The sequence below is a fragment of the Cystobacter fuscus genome, from assembly GCF_002305875.1.
Classification (GTDB): domain Bacteria; phylum Myxococcota; class Myxococcia; order Myxococcales; family Myxococcaceae; genus Cystobacter; species Cystobacter fuscus_A.
On record NZ_CP022098.1, the window covers coordinates 7,833,174 to 7,857,741 of the forward strand.

The 24,568-nt window shown below is 71.4% G+C and carries 7 protein-coding genes; 3 read left to right on the forward strand and 4 right to left on the reverse strand.

Translation table 11 applies throughout. The annotated features are described in order from the left end of the window. Position 1 precedes the first annotated feature (1 nt). The 4 genes from CYFUS_RS31595 to CYFUS_RS31610 form a co-directional block, all read right to left on the reverse strand. Complete coding sequence (locus tag CYFUS_RS31595; protein WP_095988603.1) at positions 2-5,584, reverse strand: type I polyketide synthase; 5,583 nt, start codon at positions 5,582-5,584, stop codon at positions 2-4. Between the two features lie 16 nt (positions 5,585-5,600). Beyond that, the gene (locus CYFUS_RS31600; RefSeq protein ID WP_095988604.1) at positions 5,601-11,186 is read right to left on the reverse strand and encodes a type I polyketide synthase; all 5,586 of its coding nucleotides are present in this window, start codon (positions 11,184-11,186) and stop codon (positions 5,601-5,603) included. Further along, on the reverse strand, positions 11,183-18,256 hold the full coding sequence (locus CYFUS_RS31605) for a type I polyketide synthase (RefSeq protein WP_232536932.1): 7,074 nt from the start codon (positions 18,254-18,256) through the stop codon (positions 11,183-11,185). The genes CYFUS_RS31600 and CYFUS_RS31605 overlap by 4 nt, the downstream gene beginning before the upstream one ends. 457 nt (positions 18,257-18,713) lie before the next feature. Next, the gene (locus CYFUS_RS31610) at positions 18,714-19,619 is read right to left on the reverse strand and encodes a hypothetical protein (RefSeq protein WP_095988605.1); all 906 of its coding nucleotides are present in this window, start codon (positions 19,617-19,619) and stop codon (positions 18,714-18,716) included. Between the two features lie 165 nt (positions 19,620-19,784). On the opposite strand from CYFUS_RS31610, the gene CYFUS_RS31615 reads away from it, so the two are divergent. From CYFUS_RS31615 to CYFUS_RS31625, 3 genes are read left to right on the forward strand one after another with little or no spacing between them, the layout of a single operon-like run. Beyond that, positions 19,785-22,004, forward strand: a complete 2,220-nt coding sequence (locus CYFUS_RS31615; RefSeq protein WP_095988606.1) for a M3 family metallopeptidase — start codon at positions 19,785-19,787, stop codon at positions 22,002-22,004. 18 nt (positions 22,005-22,022) lie between these two features. Next, on the forward strand, positions 22,023-23,873 hold the full coding sequence (locus CYFUS_RS31620; RefSeq protein WP_095988607.1) for a sensor histidine kinase: 1,851 nt from the start codon (positions 22,023-22,025) through the stop codon (positions 23,871-23,873). Beyond that, positions 23,870-24,568 carry a response regulator transcription factor gene (locus CYFUS_RS31625; protein ID WP_095988608.1) on the forward strand — a complete coding sequence of 233 codons (699 nt, stop codon included), beginning with the start codon at positions 23,870-23,872 and terminating at the stop codon, positions 24,566-24,568. The genes CYFUS_RS31620 and CYFUS_RS31625 overlap by 4 nt, the downstream gene beginning before the upstream one ends.

Below are 24,568 nucleotides of genomic sequence, written 5' to 3' on the forward strand. Positions count from 1 at the left end.
GTCAGATCTCTTCGCTCAGCGCGGCGAGCTTCTCCGCGAGGAGCGCCTCGGCCTCTTCGTCCGAGAGTTGCTTGACGTTGTTGACGATCACGGCCTCGAGCGCCGCCGCCTCGTCCAGGGGCTGCTCGACCTTGTTCGTGATGGGAAGTTGCAGCAGCTCGGCCAGATGCCCGACGAGCGCCGCCACGGTCGGGTAGCGCCATACCAACGTCGCCGGGAGCCGCAGCCCCAGGCTGGCCTCGAGCCGATTGCGGATCTCCAGGCTCATCAGCGAGTCCAACCCCAGGTTGCCGAGCGGCTCCTGGAGATCGATCCGCGAGGGAGCCAGCCGGAGCACGTGGCCCACCTGCTCACACAGGTGGGACTCGAGCAACCGCGCTCGCTCCAACCGCTCCGCCGCCCGGAGCGTCTCCACGAAGGCCCCCCGGTTCGCCGGGCGCTCCCCGCCGCTGGCCTGCTCGCGAGCGAGCCGTGACAGGAACGGCGACTGCGCCGCCGTGAGATAGAACTCGCGCCACTGCCGCAGCTCGAAGCGCATCACCGCCACACGCGCGTGGGGACCACCGAGGAGCCGGCCCAGCGCCTCGAGGGCTTGCGCGGGCGGCATGCTGTCCACGCCACGCTGCGCGATGCGCTCGCCGCGGTTGGCCGCCGCGGCCGCGAGCCCCACCCCGGCCCAGGAACCCCAGTCGATGCTCAGCGCGGGCAACCCGAGGCCCCGCCGGTACGATGCCAGCGCGTCGAGGAAGACGTTGGCCGCCGCGTAGTTGCCTTGTCCCGGTGAGCCCAGGAGCGCGCCCGCGGCCGCGAAGAGCACGAAGAAGTCGAGCGGTGCCGCCGCCGTCAACTCATGCAGGTTCCACGCGCCCTGGACCTTGGGCGCCATCACCGCGCGCAGGCGCTCGGAGGTGAGATTGACGAGCACGCCGTCATCGAGGACCGCCGCCGCGTGGAAGACCCCCCGGAGCGGAGGCATCCCAGCCGCCAGCTCCGCGAACACCCGCTCGAGTTCCGGCCGTGCCGCCACGTCGGCCTTGCACACCTGGATCTCGGCACCGGCCGCGCGCAGCGCATCGAGGGTCCGCTGAGCCTCCGCGGATGCGCCTCCGCGGCCCAACAGGGCGAGGTGGCGGGCACCCCGCGAGACCAACCACTCCGCGAGCTTCAGGCCCAGGCCACCGAGCCCTCCGGTGATGAGGTAGGTGCCGTCGGCGCGAAGCTCCGCCGGGGGGGCCGTGATGCGCTCCATGCGAGACAACCGCGCCACGAACCTCGCCGGGCCCCGGAGCGCGACCTGCTCCTCCCGCGTCGACGAGAGGAGCTCGTCGGCGAGCACGCGCGCCTGGGCCTCGTCGAGCGCCCCGAGGTCCACGTTGCAGCACTGGAACTCGGAATGCTCCAGCGAGAGGACCCGTCCGAGTCCCCAGAGCGGGGCCTGCTCGACGTGGACCGCGCGCTCCGCGGGTTTCACGGCGTGGACTCCCTGCGTCACCAGCCACAGCCGGGGCATGTCACGGAAGCCCGCCGCCACCAGGGCCTGCGTGAGGTGGAGCGCGCTCCCGACCCCGAGCGACCGTGCCCGCTCCAAGGCCTCCGGCCCCTCCTCGGGCCGCGGCGCGTCGAGGCTGAAGAGATGCACGACGCCACGGCACACCGGCCGTCCGGAACCGAACTCGGCTTCGAGGATCCGCGCGAAGCCCTCCGTCCGCGACGGATCGACCACGTAGTGCCCTGGCTCGACGAGACGCGACGCAGCGCCATGGGAAACCAGGACACACGGCTCGCCGCGCTCGCGCAGCACCGCCTGCAACTTCCCGCCGAAGCCCTGATGATCCGCGAGCACGAGCCAGGCCCCGGGCGCGGACTGCGTGGAGGGCGCGAGCTCCGCGCGCGGCTCTTCCTGCCAGTCGGCCAGGTACATCCACCCGTCGATCTCATCCGAGGAGCGCCGCCGCACCGCATCCAGGCGCCGGCACATCAGGCCCCTGGCCTCCATCAGGACGCGGCCCTCCCCATCGAGCAAGGTCACATCCGCCTCGACCGTGCCCGCCCCACCGCTCGTGCCGGACCGCACGAGGGCGTGTCCCCACAGCACACGGCCAGGCCGCCCGTGGACGCGCAGGCTCTCGACCGCCACCGGAACGAACGTCTCGCCCCGCCGATCACCCAACCCCGCCCCGTTGATGACCTGGAAGCAGGCATCCAGCAGCGCCGGGTGGACCTGATGGACCGCCAGCTCCGACGCGACCGCGGAGGGCAGCTCGAGGCGGGCGATCGCCTCCCCCGGCGCCTTCCACAGCTCCTTCAACACGCGGAAGCTCGGACCGAAGTCGACGCCCCGCTCCTGCATGAGCTGGTAGTGCGTCTCGCCGTCCATGCGCTCCGTGCACCGCCCCCGCGCCTCCTCGAGCGCGAAGGTCGCCGCCTCGGCGCCTTCACCGAGCCGTCCCTCGGCATGCAGCGTCCAGCTCCCGCCTGCTTCCGCCGGCCGGCTGAAGATCCGGAAGCGCGGCGCTCCGGTCTCGTCCCGCGTGAAGGTCATCTGCACCGCGAGGGCCTCCTCGCGGGGCAGTACCATCATCTCCTGGAAGATCACATCCTCGAGCGCGCGGCTCGCCGGTCCCAGCGCCTCCGCCGCCCCCGCGAGCGCCATCTCGAGGTACGCGGCGCCAGGGAGCACGACCTCACCCTGCACGCAATGGTCCTCGAGGTACGCCGGGCCGTCGGCGGAGAGCTCCGTCAGCCACAGGTGCGAGCCCTCCTGCCCCGCCAGCGTCAGGTGGGCACCGAGCAACGGGTGGTGCCCGGCCCGCCGGGCACGGCGCGCGCGCGGGGGCTCCTCGACCCAGAAGCGCTCGTGCTGCCACGGGTAGGTGGGCAGCACCACGCGCCGGCCGCGCACCGGATGCTGGCGCTGAAGGTCCACCTCGTGGCCCACGGCGTATAGCGCCCCCAGCGAGGACAGCATCGAGCTCCGCTCGTCGTCCTCCCGCCGGAGCGACGGCAGCACCGCGCCCTCGCGTCCGAGGTGCCGCAGGTGCTGCTCGACGGAGGGCAGGAGGATGGGGTGCGGGCTCAGCTCGATGAAGATGTCATGGCCCTCGGCCGCGAGCCGCTCGATGGCCTTCGAGAACAACACCGGCTCACGCAGATTGTCGGCCCAGTAGCCGGCGTTGAAGCCCGCGCCATCCGTCATCTCCCCCGTCACCGTCGAGCAGATGGGGACGCGGGCCGCGCGCGGCGCGATGCCCTGGAGGGCCGCGAGCAGCTCCGGCCTCAGCGGGTCCATCTGAGGGCTGTGTGACGCGACATCCACCTTCACGAAGCGGCAGAAGACGTCCCGCTGCTTGAGGCGGCCGGAGATCTCCTCGAGCGCGGCTGGCATCCCCGAGAGGACGGTGGAGCGCACGCTGTTGCTCACCGCGACGGAGACACGATCCTCGAAGCCCCGCAGGGCCTGCTTCGCCTCCTCCAGCGTCAGATCCACCAGGAGCATGGAGCCCTGGCCACTCACGCCGCGCAGCAGCCGGCTGCGGCGGCAGATGATCCGCGCCGCGTCCTCGAGGCTCAGCGTACCGGCCACGTGCGCCGCGGCCACCTCGCCCATGCTGTGCCCCACCACCGCGTCCGGCTCGATGCCCCACGCGCGCCACAGTTCCGCCAGCGCCACCTCCATGGAGAAGAGCACGGGCTGGATGACATCGATCTCCTGGAGGCGGCCGCGGCCCTCCTCGGCCGCGAGCTCCTCGAGGACGCTGAAGTCCGCACAGGCCCGGATGGCCTCGTCACACCGCACCAGCGCGGCGCGGAACACGGGCTCTTCCTCGAGCAGCCGCCGGCCCATGCCCAGCCATTGCGAACCCTGGCCGGGGAACACGAAGACGACCCGACGGCGCGCGGACCCCGACTTGCGGCCGATCGCCGCCCCCGGGACGGGCTCTCCGCGCGAGAACGCTTCCAGCTTCTCCACGAGCTCGGCATGGGTGCGGCCCACGAGCGCGAGGCGGTGGTCATGGTGGGAGCGCGACAGGGCCGCCGTGGCACAAGCCTCGCGGAGCGCCACGTCCGGATGCTCCGCGAACCAGCGGGCGTGACTCCCGGCCATCGCCTGGAGCGCTTCGGGGCCGCGCGCCGAGAGCACGAGCAGTTCCGCGCCCCGCGGTGGTGCCGGCGGGGGCTGGGCAGCCGGCGCGGGTGGCTCCCGGAGGATGACGTGTGCGTTGGTCCCGCTGATGCCGAACGCGCTCACTCCCGCCAGGCGCGGCTGCTCGCCTCGCGGCCAGGGGCGCGGCTCGGTCGGGACGACCACCGGCGCGCCGTCGAGGACGATGTCCGGGTTGAGGCGCTTGAAGTGCAGGTTCGGAGGAATCACCTCCTGGCGCAGCGCGAGCATCGTCTTGAGGACACCGGTGAGCCCGGCTGTCGCCTCCAGGTGCCCGACGTTCGTCTTGACCGAGCCCACGACGAGGGGGGCCTGCGCGCTCCTCCCCGAGCCCAGCACGCGCGCGAGCGCCTGCAACTCGATGGGATCGCCCAGCGAGGTCCCCGTCCCGTGTGCCTCGACGAAGGAGATCTGCGAGGGCTCGAGCCCACCGCTCGCCAGCGCCTGCTCGATGACCCGCTCCTGCGCCGGACCGTTGGGCACCATCAGGCCGCTGCTGGCGCCGTCCTGGTTCACCGCCGAGCCGGCGATGAGCGAGAGGATCTCGTCACCCTGGGCCAGCGCATCGGAGAGCCGCTTGAGCACGAGGACGATGCAGCCCTCGGAGCGCACGAAGCCATTGGCGGAGGCATCGAAACTCTTGCAGCGCCCATCGGGCGCGAGACCCCGGCTGCTGGACAGGGCGATCGTCGCATCCGGCAGCAACAGGAGGTTGACGCCCGCGGAGAGCGCCAGATCGCACTCGCGGTTGCGCAGGCTCTGACAGGCCACGTGGAGCGCCACCAGCGACGACGAGCAGGCCGTGTCGATGGACATGCACGGCCCCTGGAGGCCGAGCGTGTAGGAGAGCCTGCCAGCGGCCGCGTTCAGCGAGGTTCCCGTCACATGGTAGATGTCGGGTGCCCCCGCGAGCTGCCGCGCCTGGAGCTGCGCGTAGTCGCTCCCAATGATGCCCAGGAACACGCCCGTCCGGCTCCCGGAGAGCTGCTCCGGTGGCTGACCCGCGCGCTCGAGCGCCTCCCACGCCACCTCGAGCAGCAGGCGCTGCTGGGGATCCATCCGGGAGGCCTCCCGGGGGGAGACCCCGAAGAACGCGGCGTCGAAGCGATCCACGCCGTCGATGAACCCTCCCCAACGCGCGTACGTGCGGCCCGGCTTGTTGGGGTCGGGATCGAACAGCGCCTCCGCGTCCCACCGATCGCGCGGCACCTCGGTGATGGCGTCCACGCCCTCGTACAGCAGGCGCCAGAACGCCTCCGGCGTCCGCGCACCGCCGGGCACGCGGCAGGCCGTACCGACGATGGCAATGGGCTCCGAGCGCGTGCGCTTGAGCGCCTCGCTCTCCGCGTGCAGCTCGAGAGCCAACAACACGAGCCTCTTGGGAGGGAGGTTCGCGATCTTCTCGTAGAATTCCTTGCTCATCGCCGTTGTGCCCGATTCAGCTCAGTTTCTGTGCAATCAACCGCTCGACCTCTTCGTCGGACAGCTCCGCCACCTGCGACAGGCGCTCGGCGAGATCGCCGATCTCCGCCTGCGCGGTTTGAGGCCGTGACTCCTGGGTGGCCGCCGCGGTGGGCAGAGGGATCTCCACCGCGTTGACGCTCCCGGCCAGGCGCTTCGCCAGCGCGAGGACCGTGGGGTGATCGAACGCGAGGCTCGCGGGCAGCTCCTTGTCGAGGCCCCGCTGCAGCACGTTGCGCAGCTCCACGGACATCAGCGAGGTCATGCCCATCTGGAAGAAACCCCGCTCCGTGGGCGGCAGCTCGGCGGAAGGAAACCCGAGGATCCGCCCCACCTCCCCCTGGATGCGCTGCACCAGCGTGTCGAAGCGGCGGGCCGGCGGCAGCGACTCGAGCTCCGTGAGCCACCGCGCCCGCGAGGACGTCGCGCCCGGCGTTGGCGAGGACTCGCCCACCTGTCGCAGGAAGGGCCGGCGCCGCCGTGCCTCCCAGATCGGCTTCAACGCCGACCAGTTCACGGACGCGATGGTCTTGTGGCTCACCCCCGCCCGCAGCACCTGGCCCATCGCCTCGAGCGCCCGCTTCGAGGACATGGGATTGAGTCCGAAGCGTGCGAAGTCCCGCTCGCCCTCGGCACGCGCCCCTCCGATCTCGTCCCACGTCCCCCAGTGCAGGGTGGTGGCGGGCAGTCCCATCGCCCGGCGGTGGTGCGCGAGCGCCTCGAGGAACTGGTTGCCCGCCGCGTAGTGCACGAGGCCCGAGGCGCCCCACAGGGTCGACGTCGACGAGAACATCACGAAGAAGTCGAGCTCGAGCTCGCGTGTCAGCTCGTGCAGCACCCAGGAGCCGAGCACCTTCGGGCGCAGCATCGCCGTCATCGTCGCGAGGTCCATGTCCTCCAGGTGGCACTCCGTCAGGAGCGCGGCGGCATGGATGACCCCTCGCAGCGGGGGGAGCGTCGCGGCCGTCTCACGCAGGAGCGCCGCCATCCTCGCGCGATCCGCCACGTCGGCGGCCAGCGTGGTGACGGACGCACCGAGTGCGCGGAGCGACTCGAGCCCCTCGCGGCGCCGCGCCGAAGCCGCATCCCCCGCGTCGGAGATTCCACTCCGGCCCAGCAGCACGAGGTGCCGCGCGCCCCGCTCCACCAGCCACCGCGCCACCTTCAGGCCCAGCCCGCCCAGCCCGCCGGTGACGAGGTAGGCCGCGTCCGAGCGCAGGCGCAGCGGCTCCGCCGGCGCATCCACCCGCCCGCGGACGATGCGGGGCACGAGCGGGCGCTTCTCGCGGAACGCGAGCTGATCCTCACCATCCCCGCCGGACGCGGAGATCTCGCGAAGCACCGCGGAGTGCTCCTCGGGAGCACCGCCCGGCTCCAGGTCGATGAGGCCACCCCACACGTCCGGCTGCTCGAGGGACACGCCCCGGCCCAGGCCCCAGAGCGGCGCCTGCGCCAACGACACGCGCTCGGTCCCCGAGCCGGTGACCTGGGCGCCCCGGGTCACCACCCAGAGCCGCGCGCGCCCGCGTGCGCCCATGAGTGCCTTCACCAGATGCAGCGCGGCCACGGAGGACTCCGGCGCCTGCCCCTGCTCGTCGAGCACCGCATCGAGGCCCCACAGGTAGAGGGCGCGGCCCTCGTGCCCGGACGCGGGTGCTGGCAGCTCGCGCAACAGGCGCTCCATGTCCTCGGGCCGCTTCGGGTCCACCACGAAGCGCCGCGCGTCCAGCCGCTGGAAGGACTCCCCCGCCGTCACGGTGACGCACGGGTGGCCCTGACGGCCAATCGCCTCCACGAGCGCCGTGCCCCACCCACCCCGATCGAGGAACACCAGCCAATCCGCGGGCCCCGGCTGGGCCGCTCCGACGGGCCTGGGCTCCCACGTCACGTCATGGAACCAGTCTTGCGAGCGCGCCTCGCCCAGCACCTCGCGCAGCCGCTCGGCCGCCACACGCCGCAGTCGCACACCGCGCGCCGCGGCCACCCGGCGGCCCTCCGCATCCAACAACTCCAGCGTGCCCACCCGCTCCTCCGGGTGGGTGACGGGCGCGAGTGACACGTGGGCCCACTTCACGTCCGCCCGGCCCGGAACACACTCGAGCGCCTCGATGCTCAGGGGCATGAAGAGCGCGGCCCCGTCCGCCTCCGCCGCGAGCGCGAGCGCCAGGGTCTGGAGCCCCGCGTCCAGCAGGGCTGGATGGAGCTGGTAGCGCGCCGACTCCTGCACCAGCTCCGGCCCGAGCGCGACGAGCCCGAGCGCCTCGCCCGGCCGCCTCCACACCTCGCCGAGCGTCCGCAGCGGAGCCTCGTACTGGACGTCGCGGCGCTCGAGCTCCTCGTAGAGGACCGGAGCCGGCACCTGCTGCGCGCAGCGCGAGCGCACCGCGTCGAGGACCACCGAGGTGCCCGAGGGCACGCCCGCAGTCCGCAACTGGCCTCGGCAGTGCTTCACCCACCCCGCCTCGCGCGCCGCTCCGCCCGCCGCGCGGCTGTGGATGTGGAACACGTGCCGCCCACTGGAGCCCGGCGAGACGTGCACCTGCACGACACGCCGCTCCGCCTCCGGCAACACCAGCGCGCGCTCGAACTCCACGTCCGAGAGCTCGCGAGGCCCCGGACCCAGGGCCTCGGCCGCGGCGCTCAGCCCGAGCTCGACCAGGGCCGAGGCCGGAACCACGGCGAGGCCCGCCAGCCGGTGCGCGCCGAGCCACGGCAGGGAGGTGCTGCTCAACTCCAGCTCGAAGATCTGACCGTCGACGCCATACGCGACGCTCACGGGCCGGCCGCGCAGCGAGGTCACCTGCTCGGCGGCGGGGAGGACGGGCGACACCGCCCCGTCGAGCCAGAACCGCTTGTGCTGCCAGGGATACGTCGGCAGCGGGGCCATGCGCCCACCCTCCGGAAAGAGCCGGCTCCACTCCACGGGCCAGGCCGCGCGGTACAGCGTGCCGAAGGACTCCAGCATCACCGCCCGCTCGGACTCCTCACGTCGCAGGGACGGGAGCGTCATGCCCTCGCGGCCCGCGTGCTGCATGCACCGCTCGACGGCGGGCAGCAGGATCGGGTGCGGGCTCATCTCCATGAAGACCGTGTGCCCCCCCTGGACGAGCTCGAGCACGGCCGGGGAGAACAGCACCGGATCTCGCAGGTTGCGGACCCAGTACGCGGCATCGAAGCCGGAGCCGTCGCAGGGGGTGGCGGTGACGGTCGAGACGATGGGCACGGAGGAGGATCGCGGCCTCACCGAGGAGAGCGCGGCGAGCAACTCCGCGCGCAGCGGATCGACCTGCGGACTATGCGACGCCACGTCGACCTTCACCCAGCGGCAGAACACATTACGAGCCTCGAGCTCGCCGCGGATCTCCTCGAGCACCGGGGCATCTCCGGACAGCACCGTCGAGGTCGGGCTGTTGCTCACCGCGATCGCGACACGCTCCTCGCGCCCCAGGAGGGCCTTCTTCGCCTCCGCCAGGGACAGCTCCGTCGCCAGCATCGCGCCCTGGCCGCTGATGCGCTTGAGCAGCCGGCTCCTGAGGCAGATGATGGCCGCCGCGTCCTCCAGGCCGAGCGCGCCCGCCACGTGCGCCGCGGCGACCTCGCCCATGCTGTGGCCCACGACGGCATTGGGCTCGATGCCCCAGGAGCGCCAGAGCGCCGAGAGTGCCACGGCCATGGCGAACAGGACCGGCTGCACGACGTCGATCTCCTGGAGCCGCGACGACTCGGACGGCGCCCGAAGCACGTCGAGCAGCCGCCACGTCACGTGGGGCCGCATGGCCTCGTCGATGCGCTCGAGAGCCTCGCGGAAGGCCGGCTCCTGCTCGAGGAGTTGCCGTCCCATTCCGAGCCACTGCGAGCCCTGGCCCGGGAACACGAAGACCACCTTTCGCCGCCCGTCCACGTCCTTCCGGGCCGGAGTGGGCCCTGCGTCGGCGAACTCCCGGAGCTTCCCGGCGACGACGGCCGGGGACTCTCCCGCGACGGCCAGACGGAACTCATGGTGCGTCCGCCGAAGCGCCGCCGTGTAGCAGACGTCCCGGAGCGACACGTCCGGCGAGGACCCGAGGTGCTCCGCGTACCTCCGGGCCAGCTCCTGGAGCGCGGAGGCAGAGCGTGCCGACAGCGGCAGCAGGTGCACACCGGGCGCGGGGGCGGCCGGCGCCACCGGAGCCGCGGGCGGCTCCTCGAGAATCACATGCGCGTTCGTCCCGCTGATGCCGAACGAGCTGACCGCGCCACGGCGCTTCCTCTCCTCGCGCGCCGGCCACGGGTGGAGGGCCGTCGGGAGGAGGATGGGCGCGCCGCCGGGATCGATCCGCGGGTTGAGCCGCTGGAAGTGCGCGAGCGGGGGGACGGCCTGGTGCCGCAGGGAGAGCACCATCTTGATGATGCCCGCGATGCCCGCGGCCGACTCGAGGTGGCCGATGTTGGTCTTCGCCGCGCCCACGACGAGCGGTTGCCCCGCGGAGCGCCCGCTGCCGTAGACCTCCTGGAGTGCCTCCATCTCGATGGGATCCCCGAGCGAGGTCCCGGTCCCGTGCGCCTCGACACAATCGATCTCGGAGGGCTCGAGGCCCGCGCTCCCCAGCGCCTGGCGGATGAGCGCCTTCTGGGCGAGCACGTTGGGCGCGGTCAGCCCCGCCGACTTGCCGTCCTGATTGACGGCCGAGCCCCGCACGAGCGCGAGGATGGGATCCCCCGCCGCGAGCGCGTCGGACAGGCGCTTGAGGACGACGACGCCGCAGCCCTCGCCCCGCACGAAGCCGTTGGCGCGCGCATCGAAGGTCTTGCAGCGCCCATCCGGCGCCAGCGCCTGGGCCCGCGACACCCGGCTCGACGAGTGCGGCGAGAGGATGAGATTGACGCCGCACGCCAGCGCCATCGAGCACTCCTGGTTGCGCAGGCTCTGGGAGGCGAGGTGCAGCGCCACCAGCGACGACGAGCACGCGGTGTCCACCACCAGGCAGGGCCCCTGGAAGTCCAGGAGGTAGGACAGGCGCCCCGACACCACGCAGTTGAGCGTCCCCGTCACGCTGCTCGCGTCCCGGGCGGAGGGATTGCCCATCTGCAGCAGCGCGTAGTCATCGCTGTACAGCCCCACGAACACACCGGTGCGGCTGCCCGCCAGCCGCGTCATGTCCTGCCCGGCGTGCTCCAGCGCCTCCCACGCCACCTCGAGCAGCAGGCGCTGCTGGGGATCCATCCGGTGCGCCTCGCGCGGCGAGATGCCGAAGAAGTCCGCGTCGAACCGGTCCACCTGGTCGATGAAGGCCCCCCAGCGCGCCCCCAGCTTCTCCAGGGCCTCGGAGTCCAGCCGCGCCATGTCCTCACGGGTCCACCGCGAGGCAGGCACCTCGGTGACGGCATCCACGCCGTTGCACAGGAGGTTCCAGTACGACTCCGGATCCGTCCCACCGCCGGGGAAGCGGCACCCCATCCCGATGATCGCCACCGGCTCCGAGCGCGCGCCCTCCGCCGCGTCGAGCCGGGACTTGAGATCCATCGCGAGGAGTGCCAACCGCTTCGGGGAGTACTGAGCGATTTTTTCGGCGAAGCTCGTCATTTGCCCTGCACCATCCTCTGAGCGAACAGTCGCTCGACTTCTTCTTCCGACATCTCGTCGATCTCACTGCCCAGCGCGGCCGGTGAAGGAGCCACCGCCACCGGTGAAGGAGCCACCGTGGCCCGGGGCTCACCGACCTTGTCCTCGAGTGGGAGTTCCATCTTCTCCGCCAGGTACGGAGTGAGCGCGGCGAGGGTCGGATAGGTCCAGACCAGCGTCGCGCTGAGCTTCAGGCCCAGCGCCGCCTCCAGGCGGTTGCGGATCTCCATGCTCATCAGCGAGTCGAGACCAAGGCTCCCCAGCGGGGTGCGTGGCTCGATGCGCGCCGGCTCCATCCTCAGCACTCCGCCGATCTGCTCGCGCAGGTGTTGCTCGAGCAGGGCACGGCGCTCGGAGCCGCGGATGGCCTCGAGCTGCTCGCGGATCCGGCTCCGCCCCTGCTCCACGGCGGGTCTGCCCGTCCGCTCTCGGGCCAGACGGGTGAAGAAAGGCGACTGCGCCGCGGCCAGGTAGAAGCCCAGCCACTGCCTCGGATCGAGCGCCATCACGCTCACCTGCGGGCGGCCCTGCCCCAGCAGCATGCCAAGCGCGGTGAGTGCCTTGTCCGGCGGCATCCCCCGCAGGCCACGCGCCTCGAGGCGCTCTCCGCGGTTGGCCTGCGCCGCCGCGAGGCCCACGTCCGTCCAGGTGCCCCAGTTGATGCTCAGCGCGGGCAGGCCCTCGGCCCGGCGGGTATGGGCCAGTGCATCCATGAACGCGTTGGCCGCGGAGTAGTTCGCCTGACCTGGGGTGCCCAACAGGGAGGTCGCGCTGGAGAAGAGCACGAAGAGTTCCAGCGGCAGGTGACGCGTCTGGGCGTGGAGGTTCCAGGTGCCCAGGTCCTTGGGCGCCATCACCGAGGCGAAGCGCTCCTCCGTGAGGTTGAGCAACAGACCGTCCTCGAGCAGACCCGCCGCGTGGAACACGCCGCGCAGTGGCGGCATCGCCTCGGCCACCCGGGCCAGCGCACGCGCCACGTCTCCCGGAATCGCGACATCGGCCTGGAAGGGCTCCACCCGGGCGCCCGCCTGACGGAGTTCCGCGAGCGTGCGCTCGGCCTCCGCCGAGGGGCCGCGGCGCCCCAGCACGAGCAGGTGCCGCGCCCCATGCGTGACGAGCCAGCGCGCCACCTCGAGGCCCAATCCGCCGAGCCCGCCCGTGATGAGGTAGGTGCCGTCGGCGCGGAGGAACGTCGCCGGATCCCGGGCGACCAGCGCGTCCGCCGCCCGAGAGAGCCGCGCCACGAGACGCGTACCACCGCGCCAGGCGACTTGATCCTCGAACGCCGTGGACGACAGCTCCCGGAGCAGAGCGTTGGCGCACGCGTCCACGTCTCCCTCGAGATCCACCCGTGTGCAGCCCAGCTCGGACTGCTCCAGGGCGAGCACCTGCCCCAGGCCCCAGAGCGGAGCCTGGGCCACGTTGACCCGCTCCGGCTCCTTGCCCACGGAGCGCGCGCCCCGCGTGGCCAGCCAGAGCCGGGGCGGATCCCTCCAGCCGGCCCGCGAGAGCGCCTGCACGAGGTGCAGCACACTGGTGGTACCGAGACGCCGCGCGGCCTCCAGGGTCGACGGCGTGAGCGCGTCATTCGAGGCGCAATCGAGGCTCCACAGGTGCACCACTCCGCGGCACGGGGGCGCCCCGGACCCCAGCGTGTCCCCGAGCAGCCGGCGCAGGTGCTCCACGTTCCGGGGATCCACCTCATGGCGCCCCGTGCCGGCGAGCCGGTACGTCTCTCCCGGGGAGACGAGCACGCACGTCTCCCCACGCGCCCGCAGCAACGCGGACAGCCGATGACCCACGCCACCGCCATCGCCGAGGATCAACCAGCTCCCTGGAGAGCGCGCCGGCCACGGCGGCTCCGCCGGCAGCGGCTGCGGCTCCCAGTCCACCTGGTAGGTCCACTCGCCGAGTTCCTTGCGTACCGCGGCGCCCGCCTCGAGCCGGTAGACGCGCAGCCCCTCGAGCTCCATCAGCACCTGGCCTTGATCATCCAGGAGCCGGATGTCGAAGGAGTGCTCCCGCTCGCTCGCGGACGCCTCGCCCAGGGCCTTCACCCACACCCAGGCCGTACGCCCGGGCCGCTGGAAGAGCCGCATCCGTCCGAGCCCCACCGGCACATGGGTCCCCACCGTCGTGGGCGCCGCTTCCGGCTCGGAGACCAGCTCCACCGCGACCTGGAGGCAGGCATCCAGCAGCGAGGGATGGAGCCGATACTCCCCGCTCTCGGAGGACACCTGCGCGGGGAGCTCCAGGCGTCCCAACCCCTCGCGCGCGCTGCGCCAGAGCTGGCGCAGCGACTGGAACGCGGGGCCGTACGCGAGGCCCTGCTCCTGCCTGCGCTGGTAGTGCACCTCGGAGGAGAGCGCCACCGTCATGCGCTCGCGCGACAACCCGGGCGGCTCCACGGTGCGCGCCAGGGCCGCGCCCTCCTCCCGGCGCAGTCTCCCCGCCGCGTGCTTGCGCCAGCTCTTGTCTCCCGGGGCGCGGCTGGAGATCTGGAAGGAGGCCCGGCCCGCGCCCTCCTCGCTCACCACCACCTGCGCGAGCCGCGTCCCTCGCGGCTCGAGCGTGAGCATCTCACTGAGCGAGACGTCCTCGAGCACGAGCCCCGCCTCGCCCAGCACCTCCGCTCCCGAGGACAGGGCCATCTCCACGTACCCCGCGCCCGGGAAGACGCTCTCCCCCCACACGCGGTGATCCGCGAGGTACGGGAACGCCTCCGTGCTCAGGGCCCGTTCCCAGAAGTGGGTGCCAGGCTGCACGGACGAGGAGAGCGAAGCGCCGAGGAGAGGATGTCCCGGACCGCCCTCGCGCACGGCGCTCTCGTGCCGTGAAGCCGCCGTCTCCTCGTCCAACAGCCAGTAGCGCTCGCGTTGCCAGGGGTACATGGGCAGCGCGACGACACGTCCGCCCGAGGGGTGCAGCCGCTTCCAATCGACGGAGCAACCCCGTGCGGACAGCGCCGCGAGCGACTCCAGCAGGCTTCGCCGCTCCCTCGCCTGCCGCCGCAGCGACGCGAGCGCGAGCCCATCCCGCTTCGACTCGCGCAGCGTCTCCTCGATGGGGGCGAGCAGCACGGGATGCGGGCTCACCTCGAGGAGCACGCCATGGCCATCCTCCAGGAGCCGCTCGACGGCACCATGGAACAGCACCGGCTCGCGCAGGTTGCTGACCCAGTAGGAGGGATGAAAGTCGCTCCCATCGCCCGTCCGCCCCGTCACCGTGGAGTAGATGGGCACCGCCGCGCGCACGGGAGAGAGTCCCTCGAGCGCGCGCAGGAGGTCATCCTTCAGCGGCTCCATCTGGGGGCTGTGGGAGGCGACATTCACCTTCACCCGGCGGCAGAAGATCCCCTGGCCCTCGAGCCGCCGCAGCAGTTCCTCGAGGGCAGCGGGGTCTCCGGAGAGCACCGTCGAGCGGGCGCTGTTGCTCACGCCGATGGACAGCCGCGTCTCGTAGCCGGCCAGCGCCTCGCGGGCCTGCTCCAGACCGAGTTCCACCACGGCCATCGCCCCCTGCCCGCTCAGGCGGCGCAGGAGGAGGCTGCGGCGGCAGATGATCCTCGCCGCGTCCTCGAGGCTCAGCGCGCCGGCCACGTGTGCCGCGGCCACCTCGCCCATGCTGTGCCCCACCACCGCATCGGGCTCGACGCCCCACGAGCGCCACAGCGCCGCCAGCGCCACCTGCATCGCGAACAGCACCGGCTGCACGACATCGATCTCATGCAGGCGCGAGCGCTGCTCATCCGCGCCAAGCTCCTGCGTGAGGGACCAGTCCACGTGGGGGCGCATCGCCCGCTCGCAGGCCTCGATCGCCGCCCGGAAGACCGGCTCCTCGCGCAAAAGCTCGCGGCCCATGCCGGGCCACTGCGACCCCTGCCCCGGGAAGACGAAAACCACCCGGGTTCGCCCCTCGGGACCCACCCGGCCCTGGCTCAAGCCGGGACGGGCCTCGCCCCGTAAGAAGGCCTCCAGCGCCTCGGCCAGCTCCCGCCGCGAGTCGCCCACCACCGACAGGCGATGGGCATGGTGGCTGCGCCGTACTCCCGCCGTGTAGGTGATGTCCTGGAGCGTCGCCCCATCCAGCGTGCCCCCACCCAGGAAGTCACGGTAGGCCGTGGCCAGCGAGTTCAGCGCCTCGGGGCTGCGCGCCGACAGGGGCAGCACCCGCACCGGTTGCCCACCGGCGGGCTCACGCCCCCCTGCCTCCTGCCCTCCCATGAGGACCTGCTGGCCATGGACATACAGGACACCCAGCGTGTCGAGCATCACGCCCCGCTCGTCCTCCTGTCGACGGAGGGAGGGGACGACGAGCCCCTGCTGGCCGGCGTCCCGCAGGGTCGACTCGATGGAGTGCTTGACGATCGGGTGCGGACCGACCTCCAGGAAGACGCGATGCCCCTCGCCGAGCGCGTGGGAGAGCGCGCCCGTGAGGAACACGGGCTCCGCGAAGTTCTTCACCCAGTGGGCGGCATCGAAGCGCTCGCCCTCGAGCGGCGAGGCGGTGACCGTGGAGAAGATGGGGAGGCGTGCCGGGCCGGGGCGCAGTCCCCGCAGGGCCTCGGAGAGCTCGCCGCGCAGCACATCGACCTGGGGGCTGTGCACCGCCACGTCGGTCTCCACCTGGCGGCAGAACACGCCGCGGTGCCGCAGGGTGGCGAACACCTCGGCGAGCGCGCCCGGCTCACCGGACAGCACCGTCGAGTCCGCGCCCGCGTCGATGGCGCGGCACAGCCGGCCCGCGTAGCCCGTCAGGAGCTCGGCGGACTGGGCCCACGAGAGCCCCACGAGCCCCATCGCGCCCTGGCCGCGGAGCCGGCTCAGCAGGCGGCCCTGGGAGCAGATGACGCGCATGGCGTCCTCGAGGCTCAAGCTGCCCGCGACGTGTGCCGCCGAGACCTCGCCGATGCTGTGACCCACCACCGCGGCGGGTTCGATCCCCCAGGAGCGCCAGAGCGCCGCCAGCGCGATCTCCAGGGCGACGATCGCCGGAAAGGCGACATCGATCCGATCCAGCCGCGCCGTCGCGACATCGGCGCTCAACTCGGCCAGCAGCGACCAGCCCAGGTGCTCCCGGATGAGCCGATCGCACTGCTCCAGTGAGGCCAGGAAGACCGGCTCGGTCCGCAGGAGGGTCCGCCCCATGCCAGGCCACTGCGAGCCCTGTCCCGAGAAGACGAACACCGGCCCCTGAGCGTGCTCGGACTCCACCCGCCCCGCCGACAACCCCGCCCTCGCCTCACCGCGCAGGAAGCCCGTGAGGTGCTCCCCCAGCTCCTTCCGGGAGCGGACGGTCATCGCCAGACGATGGGCGGGCCCGCCGACGGGGGCCGCGGTCGAGCGGCCGAGCTCTGACAGGGACACCTGCTCCCCGCCATCGAGGCGCTCGAGCAACCGCCGCGCCGCCCCTTGGAGGGCCTCCTGCGTCTCGCCCGAGAGGGTCACGAGCTCCGCCCGGGGCGCGCTCGCCTCCTCCACCACGACGTGACAGTTCGTGCCACCGAAGCCGAAGGAACTGACTCCCGCGATCAGCGTCCGCTCCGGCTCGGGCCAGGGCCCGAGGGTTCGCTGGACCTCCAGACGCAGTTGCGCGAAGGGGATGTGCGGGTTGGGCGTCTCGAAGTGGAGGCTCGGCGGGAGCGCGCGGTGCTTGATGCACAGCGCGACCTTGATCAGCCCCGCGATGCCCGCGGCCGCCTCCAGGTGCCCGATGTTGCTCTTGCAGGAGCCGATGCGCAGCGGACTGTCGGCGGGCCGCCCCGCGCCGAGCACCTCGCCCAGGGCCCTGGCCTCCATGGGATCCCCGAGCTGCGTGCCGGTGCCATGCGCCTCGACGTACTGCACCCTGGACGGCTCGACGCCAGAGCGCGCATAGGCCAGGCGCAGCATCTCCTCCTGGGCCTTGGGGTTGGGCGCGGTGAGGCCGTTGCTCCCGCCGTTGTTGTTGATGACGCTGCCGCGGATGACGCAGTAGATGGGATCGCCATCCGCGATGGCCTGGGAGAGGGGCTTGAGCACGACCACGCCCGCCCCCTCGCCACGCACGTACCCGTTGGCGCGTGCGTCAAAGGAGAAGCAGCGCCCATCCGGCGAGAGGGCACCGACCTTGGACATTCCAATCGTGCTGTCGGGCGCGAGGTTCAGGTTCACGCCGCCCGCGAGCGCGAGCGTCGACTCGCCCCTGCGCAGGCTCTCGCAGGCCAGGTGCACCGCCGCGAGCGAGGAGGAGCACGCCGTGTCGATGGCCAGGCTCGGTCCCCGGAGACCCAGCACATAGGAGACGCGGTTGGCGATGATGCTGTGGTGGAAGCCCGTCGCCGTGTGCTGGGAGATGCGCCGCACACCGAGCCGCTGCAACCGGGTCTCGTAATCCGTCCAGATCACCCCGAAGCAGACGGCCGTGGGAGAGCCCTGCAAGCGCTCCGCGGCGATCCCCGCGTCCTCCAATGCCTCCCAGGTCAGCTCCAGCATGAGCCGCTGTTGCGGATCCATGTGGAGCGCTTCCTTGGGCGAGATGCCGAAGAAGAGGGGATCGAACCCGTCCACCCGATCGAGGAATCCACCCCAGCGGGTGTTCGCCTTGCCGGCCGCGGCGAGGTCAGGATCATGGAACCGCTCGGCATCCCACCGCTCGGGGGGAACCTCCGTGATGGCATCGCGCCCTCCCGCCAGCAGGCGCCAGAACGCCTCGGGATCCGGCGCCTTGGGATAGCGGCACGCCAGGCCGACAATCGCGATGGGCTCCTCCCCCGAGTGCGCACGGGAGGGCCGCGGCGCGGGCTCCACCTGTTCTCCGGCGAGATACCGGGCCAGGGCGTCGAGGGTCGGGTACTCCCAGACAAGCGTGGGGGACAACGAGCGCCCGAGCATCGTGCCGACCTCGGCGATGAAGCCCGTGGCCTTCAGTGAGTCGAGCCCATACCGGCTGAAGCGCTCGCGCACATCGAGTGTGCGCGCGTCAATCGCCAACCGTTGAGCGAGGGCAGTGATCAGACGCGCCTGCACCTCGGCCAGCTCATTCTTCAGCAATCCATCTCGCGCCGACACCTGACCCCCTATCCAAACAAGCCGACGACCCCACCGCGGCCCAAGGGCGCAAACCCGTACGCAACCGGTTTGTGCTCAACTCGTTCTGACTTGGGAAGTGACGGATAGTCGACAAATCCGTGAAGGAGTGTCCAGTGAAAAATTCCTGGCGAATTGTTTTAAAAGTACTTACAGCTTCGTTTCGATAAACCAAATCTGATCTGTCTTCCGTTTATTGGCCCTCCAAGGCTTTATGGGGTTGAGACTCTCAATCCGCGAGCAGCACGCGACGGCGTAGCAGGTCGAAGCTGGCGCGGCCTTTGGGCAGCTCACGCAAACACCCAGGCGCCCTGGTTGCATTCACGGCGATGCGGGGTTCCCACGGCCCAGAAACACGAACGCCCGGAAGCCCCAAGGGGGGGCCACCGGGCGGCTTCCTCTCCAACGGGTGAGTCCTACCTCACGCCTTGGGAGTCTCCTGCTGCGTCGGCTCCGCCGGCTTCGCGGGCGACACGAGCGAATCCAGCCGGCTCGTCAGCCGATCCAGCTCGCGGTTGATCGCGCTCACCTGGGACTGGCTCGCCACCCCGCCCACCACCTGGATCATCTGGCTGCGCAGCCCGGTCAGGCGCTGACGCACCTCACCGCCCACCCAGCTCGCCTGCTTCTCCAGCTTCTGCACGGTGGGGTTGGTGCGCAGATCGTTCACGTTCAGCATCCCCAGCACCTCGCGGCGCGACTCCCGGCCGATCGACGCCAGCGTCTGCAGCGCCTTCTGCGCATCCGCCTCGATCTGCCCCAACTGCTTCTGGGCCTGCTCCAGGCGCCCCTTCACGAAGGACGCCACCTGGCCCGCGGCCTCGGCCACCGCCGTCTCGGCCTTGACCGCCTCGGCCTTGGCCGCCTCGGCCGCCTTGCCCGCGGCCGCCTCCGCCTTGCCCGCGGCCTCGGCCACCGTCTGGGCCGCCTTCTGCGCCACGGCCTCCACCTTCTCCGCCGCCTTCTGCGCCACGGCCTCCACCTTCTCCGCCGCCTTCTGCGTCACGGCCTCCGCCTTCTCGACGGCCTTCTGCGCCGCGGCCTCCACCCGGCCCGCGGCCGTCTGCGCCGCGCTCTCCGCCTTCTCCGCCACCGTCTCGGCCGCCGCCTGCGCCGCGTTCTCCACCACCACGGCCGCCGTCTGCGCCGCGGCCTCCGCCGCACCGGCCGTCTCACTCACCGTCTGGGCTACCTCACTCGCCGTCTCGGCCACCGTCTGCGCCGCGGCCTCCACCTTCTCCTCCACGGCATTCACTTCCTGTGCGGGCTCGCCGGCCTGGGGAGCGTGCGACTGATGGGATTTCGAGTGCTTGTGGTGCTTCGCCATGTGTTTGAAACCTCCGCGAGGGTAAGTACCCCAGTGCTAACGCGTCGCGTCAGGGCCGTCAACCCCCCATGACGCGATGAGACGAGAGTCAGGTGGTTTCCGACACCAGCGGGCCGGCGTGTTAGCTCTGGTGCCTCCTCTCCCACCCCTCCGGAGACCCCATCCATGCGTCAGCTCTTCCTCACCGGCGCGGGCATCCTGGTGCTCGCCTCCGTCGCCTGCACGACGACATCCCACGAGGGGCGTGGGGCCGACCCCACCGTTCCCGCAACCCCCCCATCGCCCACCATGTCTCCTTCCTCGGAAACGACGTCGCCCAAGACGAACCCGCTGTTGGATCACTGGTCCGGCCCCTATGGGGGCGTGCCGGCGTTCGATCAAATTCGCATCGAGCACTTCCGGCCCGCGCTGGAGACCTCGATGAACGAGTACCGCCGTGAGATCGCCGACCTGGCGAACGAGCCGGCGGCGCCGACCTTCGAGAACACGATCGCCGCGTTCGAGCGGCTCGGGCAGCGCTTCGAGGAGGTGAGCACCCTCTATGGCATCTGGAGCACGTCGCTCAACGGGCCGGAGTTCCAGGCCATCGAGCGGGAGATGGCGCCCCGGCTCGCGGCGCTCTCCGACGAGGTCATCCAGAACGAGCGGCTGTTCCAGCGCATCGCGGCCGTCTACGAGTCGCCCGAGAAGGCGAAGCTGACGCCCGAGCAGCAGCGCCTGGTGTGGCACCACTACACGCGCTTCGTGCGCTCGGGGGCCCGGCTCGACGCGGAGAAGAAGAAGCAGTTGTCGGCGCTCAACCAGCGCCTCGCCTCGCTCTACACGAACTTCGGTCAGAACGTGCTGGCCGACGAGGAGGGCTACGCCGTGGTGCTCGAATCGGAGGCCGAGCTCGACGGCCTGCCCGACTCGGTGCGCGCGGGCGCGGCGGCGGCCGCCGCATCGCGGGGGCTCGTGGGCAAGTGGGCCATCACCAACACGCGCTCGTCCATGGAGCCCTTCCTGACGTACTCGCGCCGCCGGGAGCTGCGCGAGAAGGTCTGGCGCAACTACATCAACCGGGGCGACAACGGGGACACGCACGACAACAACGCGATCATCTCCGAGATCCTCCAGCTGCGCGCCGAGCGGGCCGGGCTGCTGGGCTACGCCACCCATGCGCACTGGCGGCTGGAGAACACCATGGCCCGCACGCCCGAGCGCGCCATGGCGTTGATGGAGGCCGTGTGGAAGCCCGCCGTCGCGCGCGTGCGCCAGGAGGTCGCCGACATGCAGGCGCTCGCCACGAAGGAGGGCGACAAGATCACCATCGAGCCCTGGGACTACCGCTACTACGCCGAGAAGGTGCGCAAGGCGAAGTACGACCTGGACCAGAACGAGGTGAAGCCCTACCTGCAGTTGGAGAAGCTGCGCGAGGCGATGTTCTGGGTGGCCGGGGAGCTGTTCGGCTTCACCTTCACCCCGGTGAACGACGTGCCCGTGTATCACCCGGACGTGCGCGTCTGGGAGGTGAAGGACAAGGCCCAGGGCAAGCACGTGGGCCTGTGGTACTTCGATCCCTATGCCCGGCCGGGAAAGCGCTCCGGGGCGTGGATGAACGCCTATCGCTCGCAGGAGCGCTTCCGGGGGGAGATCACCACCCTCGTCTCCAACAACGCCAACTTCGTGAAGGGCCAGCCGGGCAAGCCCGTCCTCATCAGCTGGAGCGACGCGGAGACGCTGTTCCACGAGTTCGGCCATGCGCTGCACGGCCTGAGCTCCGACGTGAACTACCCCGCGCTGTCGGGCACCAACGTGGTGCGTGACTACGTGGAGTTCCCCTCGCAGTTGCTCGAGCACTGGCTGGACACGCCCGAGGTGCTCAACACCTACGCCCTGCACTACCAGACGGGCAAGCCCATCCCCTCCGAGCTCGTCGCGAAGATCGCCAAGGCGGCCACCTTCAACCAGGGCTTCGCCACGGTGGAGTACCTGTCGAGCGCGCTCGTGGACATGAAGCTGCACCTGGCGGGCACGAAGAAGATCGATCCGGACGCGTTCGAGCGCGACACGCTCCAGGGGCTCGGGATGCCCAGGGAGATCGTCATGCGCCACCGCACGCCCCAGTTCGGCCACGTCTTCGCGGGGGATGGCTACTCGGCGGGCTACTACAGCTACCTCTGGTCGGACACGCTCACCGCCGATGCCTTCGAGACCTTCACCGAGGCCAAGGGCCCCTACGATCGGGACGTGGCCAGCCGGCTGAAGAAGCATGTCTTCTCGGTGGGCAACACGGTGGACCCGGCCGAGGGCTACCGCTCCTTCCGCGGCAAGGACGCGGGCATCGACGCGCTGATGCGCAAGCGTGGCTTCCCCGTGCCGGCGGCGCCCAAGAAGAAGAACTGAGGACCGTTCCGCCTCCGCATGCTGCGCCGGCTCCTCCCCACCCTCGCCGCCCTCGTCTGTGGCCTGCTGGCCCTCTTCTGGGGGCTGGTGAGCCTGCAGCGGATCTTCACCCAGGAGCGGGAGGATGCCCGGGCCCAGCTGCGCACCAGCCGCGAGGCCCTCGAGGAGTATGCCACCCAGGGCCTGCGCCACCGGCTCGCCCAGCGGTTGGAGCACGAGCTGCCCGCCCTGCATGCCGCCATGGGCAATCCCCTCGCCCCCGGCGAGGGCTACTACCTGCGCTTCCGCGGGCAGCAGTTCCTGCCCCGTGCCACCCACTCGGCCCCCGGCACGGACACGCCCGCCCGGCGTAATTACCGCGCGCTCGTCCACGCGCTCACCCCGGGCCCCCTGCCCGAGCCCTGGCGCGAGCGGCTGACACGGCTGCGGGACGTGGAGGCGACACTCGAGCGGAAGCAGAGCCCGCGCGCCAACGCGCTCGTCGAGGAGCTGCTGCGCCATCACGCGGAGCACCCGCTGCCCGCCGAGCAGGAGCTGCCCTTCGTGCTGCTGCTGATCGAGCGGCTCCAGCGGGGAGCGGACACCCCTCCCCTGGTCCGCGCGCTCCTGCGCGAGGGGCTCCCCGAGGACTTCGGTGGCATCCAACGCTCCGCGGGTCTCCAGCGGGACCTGCTGCGCGAGCGCGAGCGCTTCACCTCGCCCGACTTCGCCTTCCTGCTCGTGCGCACCGTGAAGGTGAGCACCGCCCTGGGCGAGCCCACCGACGACTTCCTGGCCCGCGCGCGCGAGGCCGACGCAGGCCTCATCATCCTCCCCGAGGGACTCACCGGCCCCACGCTCCTGGGCGAGCGCTGGTACGTGGAGCCCACCCTCCTGCCCCAGCAACAGGACGTGGTCGTGCGTGGCATCGCCGTGGAGCTCGAGCCGCTGCTCGACGAGCTGGCCACGGAGCTGCGTGCGCGGGGCCACTTCGGCCCGGATGGACGGGTCAGGCTCCAGTCCTCGGACTGGGTGCTGCCCCTGGACACCCTGCGGCTGGAGGTGTCCGTGCCCCAGTGGCGCGCGGCCGAGGAGGCCATCGAGCAACGCCATGGGCTCAAGACGCTGCTGGTGGCCACCTGCGGCTCGCTCGCGGTGGCCATCGGGGTGCTCGCCGTGGTGGCCCAGCGCGGGCGCTACCGCTACGTGGAGCTCAAGAGCGACTTCGTGGCCACCGTCTCCCATGAGCTGCGCACCCCGCTGGCCTCCATCCGCCTGCTGGCCGAGACGCTCGAGCGCAAGCTCGCCCAGGCCCCGCCCGATACGCGCGCCTACCCCGAGCGCATCCTCCAGGCCGCCGACGGCCTGAGCTTCCTCGTGGAGAACATCCTGTCGTTCAACCGCATCGACAAGGGGCGCTGGCGGCCCCGGATCACCCTCGTGACGATGGAGGAGCTCGTCGGCATGCTCCGCGCGGACTTGAGGGACTCCGTGTCGGTCCCCGTCCGGCTCACCGCGGACGTGGGCGAGGCCCAGATCGAGGCGGACCCCTCGCTCATCCGCCTGCTGCTGGCCAACCTCGCGCGCAACGCCTGCGCCTACAACCGCCGCACCCCGGTGGAGTTGACCCTGAGCGCCTACCCTTCCGGGCACAACGGCTGCGTGGTGATGTTCTCCGACAATGGCATCGGCATTCCCCCGAGCGAGTGGGAGAACGTCTTCCGCGACTTCCACCGGTTGGAGTCCAACGGTCCCGAGGTGCATGGCAGTGGCCTCGGGCTCGCGCTGTGCCGCAAGATCATGCTCCTGCACGGAGGCCGCATCACCGTGGAGAACTCCAGCCCCGAGGGCACGACGTTCTGTCTGCTCTTCCCCGAGACGCGAGAATGAAACCCCCTTCCGTGCTCATCGTCGAGGACGACGCGAACCTGCGGCTTGGCCTGTGTGACAACCTCCGGGACGAGGGCTACGAGGTGGTGGTGGCCACGAGCGCCCGCGAGGCCGAGCCGCTGCTGAGCGCGCGCTCCTTCGAACTCGTCCTGCTCGACGTCATGCTCCCGGGCGAGGACGGCTATGCCTTCTGCCGGCGCCTGCGCGCGAACGGGGTGAGCACCCCGGTGATGATGCTGACGGCGCGCTCGCTGGAGGACGACATCGTGCGGGGCTTCGAGGTGGGTGCCCAGGACTACCTCACCAAGCCCTACCGCCTGCGCGAGCTGCTCGCGCGCGTGGGCGCCCTGGTGCGGCGCTCCGGCGGCGAGCCTCCCCAGGTCCTCTCCTTCGCGGGCTTCCACCTGGACCTGGGCAAGCGCTCGCTGCGCCGCGCGGAGGGCGGGGAGATCGAGCTGACGCGCACCGAGTTCGATCTGCTCGCCTTCCTGCTCAAGCACCGCGATCGGGCGCTCACCCGGACGGAGATCCTCGATGCCGTGTGGGGCGACGTCGTGGTGGACCCGCGCACCGTGGACAACTTCGTCTCCAGCCTGAAGAAGAAGCTCGGCTGGACGAGCACCTCCGCCTTCACCATCCACACCCTCCGGGGAGTGGGCTACCGGCTGGAGCTGGAAACCATGACGAAACCATGA